Annotated in this window: 2 protein-coding genes; both read left to right on the forward strand. The window is 66.0% G+C overall.

Annotation, left to right across the window (positions count from 1 at the left end; all coding sequences use genetic code 11):
* Positions 1 to 220: 220 nt before the first annotated feature.
* Positions 221 to 1462 carry an FIST signal transduction protein gene (locus ACLFQI_RS13245; protein WP_410760023.1) on the forward strand — a complete coding sequence of 414 codons (1242 nt, stop codon included), beginning with the start codon at positions 221 to 223 and terminating at the stop codon, positions 1460 to 1462.
* 133 nt (positions 1463 to 1595) lie between these two features.
* A complete protein-coding gene (locus tag ACLFQI_RS13250) occupies positions 1596 to 2636 on the forward strand; it encodes a diguanylate cyclase (protein ID WP_410760025.1) in 1041 nt (346 codons plus the stop codon).
* Positions 2637 to 2707: the final 71 nt, after the last annotated feature.

Genomic DNA, 2707 nt, shown 5'->3' on the forward strand with positions numbered 1-2707 from the left:
TCTCAAGGAGCAGAACCGCGCAGGGTGGCTTCAGGGTTGGAGCCGCCTGTTTATCAAGCTAGCACAGCGCACGAGGGTTGAGTTTGAACCCGTCGACAATATTGATCATGGCGCATCAATCAAGTTGGGCATGGGTTTCAGGGGTGGCACGGGTGGGGCGAGTAGCCAACCTAGGCGGCAGGCCTTAGACTGCGCGAGTGATCGATGAGAGGGGTGCTGGATGTCCTGGAATACCACCAACCCGGCCCTGGGCGAGGCGCGCCATAATGACGCTTTCACTGCGGCCCAGCGCGCCGCGCGCCAAGCTCGCGAGCGCCTTGGCGCGGCACCGAGCTGGGCCTTGGCCTTCGCCGGCGGCCGCCTTGACCCGGCCGCGCTGCTGAAAGGCCTGCGCAACGTGCTCGGCGAGATCCCGATCGTCGGTGGCAGCACCGCCGGGCTGATCACCGCCGGCGGCGGCGCGACGCTGACGAGGTTCGAGTGCGGGCTGCTGTTGTTCGCCGAGCCGCTGACGCCGGGAGCGATCGTCAGCGAGACGCAGGCCGGGCGCTGTGACGCCCATGCCGCCGGGCAACGCCTCGGCGCCGCGTTGCGCGCGGCCGACCCCGAGGCCGCGACGATCCTCTTGCTCTACGATTCGGTGCATTCGCCCGCGCCGCTGGAACTGCATATCGGCAGCCATCTGGTCGACGGCTTCCATGCCGGGCTCGATGGCCTCGAGGCGCAGCTGATCGGTGCCGGCACCCTGGGCGAGCTAGCGATGGAGACCAGCGTCGTCTTCGATGGTCGCGAGGCGCGCCGCCACAGCGTTGTCGCGGTGTCGATGCCGAAGGGGCTGCACAGCCATATCCGCATCACCCATGGCTGTTATCCGGCCAGCGATTTCCTGACCATCACCCGCCTCGACGGCGAACGCATCCTCGAACTCGACGGCCGACCGGCGCTGTCGGTGGTGGCCGAGCGCCTGGCGCTGTCGGCGGCCGAGTTCGCGCGGATGGCGCCGCCGGTGCTCGCCCTGGCGCTGGGCGAAAAGCAGGGCGATCCCTTCGCGCCCTTTGCCGAAGCGCACTACAATAACCGTTTGGTCATGGCTGCGGATGCCGAGTCCGGGGCCTTGATGCTCTGCGAGGCCGACTTTGCCGTTGGCACCCGCATCCAACTCATGGACATCGAGCCACGCAATATGATCGACTCGGTGCGGCAACAGACCGACTCGCTGCTTGCCGAACTGGGTGCGGCCACGCCCTTGTTTGGACTCTACATCGACTGCGCGGGTCGCTCGCTGGCGTTCAGCGGCACGGAGGAGGAGGAATCCGCGCCCGTGCGCGACCTGATTGGCGCGCGTTGCCCGCTGCTTGGATTCTTCTCCGGGGTCGAGATCGCCCCGGTGCAAGGGCGTCCCCGGCCGCTGGATTGGACCGGGGTGATGGCGGTCTTCACCCGGGCCGGGGACGCGGGCTGAGCCTCGCTCGATTGACCGCGCGGAGATCCTGGTTGAAACTGATCGTCGATCACCATCGACCACGAAACCCACGACTGGGGTTGCTGGTTCCAGAAATGAGAAAGGGCTCTTGCTGCCGTTAGGGAATCGCTTTATGGATGATCCGCAAGCCCTCGACTTCTACCGCCACCAGTCCGACGATCTCGGCGCGCGTCTGCTGCAAGCGCATCACGAGTTGCGGGCGGCGCGCCGCGACGCCTATCGTCAGCGCGCCATCGCGCGCATTATTCAGCGCCTGTATCTGCTCGCCGGTCGCGAGCCGGCCAATCGGCAGGCGGACGAGCGCCTCGGCGAGCATCTGGTGGCGCTGCTGGTCGAATCCCTGCAAATCGATTGCGCTGCGGTGCTCACGCAGGGCAGCGCCGGGACCTTGAAGGTCGCGCATGCGCTGGGCCTGGATGCGAACTTCCAACTGACCCTCGCGACGCCGCTCTCGGAACTGCCGCTCAATATGACGACCCAGCAGGTGCCGCCGGCGGTGAGCGAGCGGCTGCGCGCGCAAGGCCTTCGCCAGTGGCTCTGGACCGCGTCGCCGCGCAGCGGCATGGTGTTGCTGATTGGCCTGCGGCGCGACCAATCGCCACAGGTCTCGCTGTGCTTCGAGGACGAGGATCTGGCCATCGCCGAAGCGGCCCTCTGCTTCTTCGAGGCGACCAAGCTGTCGGTGACCGATCATTTGACCGACTTGGTCAACCGCACCCGCCTGCAGCAGGTGCTGGAAGAAAACCTGATGCGCTCGCAGCGTTATGGGACGCCGTTTTCGGTGATCATGGTGGACATGGATCACTTCAAACGGGTCAACGACGAGCATGGCCATCAGGTCGGCGACGAGGTGCTGGTGTGCCTGGCCCAGGTGCTGGTGCGCAATACGCGCGCGGTCGATGTGGTGGGGCGCTGGGGCGGCGAGGAGTTCTTGATCGTGGCGCCGAACACGGATCTCGCGCGGGCCGCCAACCTGGCGGAAAAACTGCGCACGGCGATCGCCAACAGCGAGCTGCCCACGGTCGGTTTCAAGACCGCGAGCCTTGGCGTGGCCAGTTACCACCAGGGGGATGATTGCGAGACGATGATCGGGCGCAGCGATGCCGCCCTGTACAAGGCGAAAAGGCACGGTCGCAATCAGGTGTGGTATTGACGTTGCTCAACCGTTGACGGGGATCGAGAAGGTCCAGAAGTTGACGATGAAGTGGACGAGGATGCTGGCCA

It is taken from the genome of Halochromatium sp. (assembly GCF_046541315.1).
In the GTDB taxonomy this organism is placed as follows: Bacteria; Pseudomonadota; Gammaproteobacteria; order Chromatiales; family Chromatiaceae; genus Lamprobacter.

Coding starts and splice junctions, on each gene's coding strand:
- ACLFQI_RS13245 (WP_410760023.1), top strand. CDS start 221: ATGTCCTGGAATACCACCAACCCGGCCCTGGGCGAGGCGCGCCATAAT.
- ACLFQI_RS13250 (WP_410760025.1), top strand. CDS start 1,596: ATGGATGATCCGCAAGCCCTCGACTTCTACCGCCACCAGTCCGACGAT.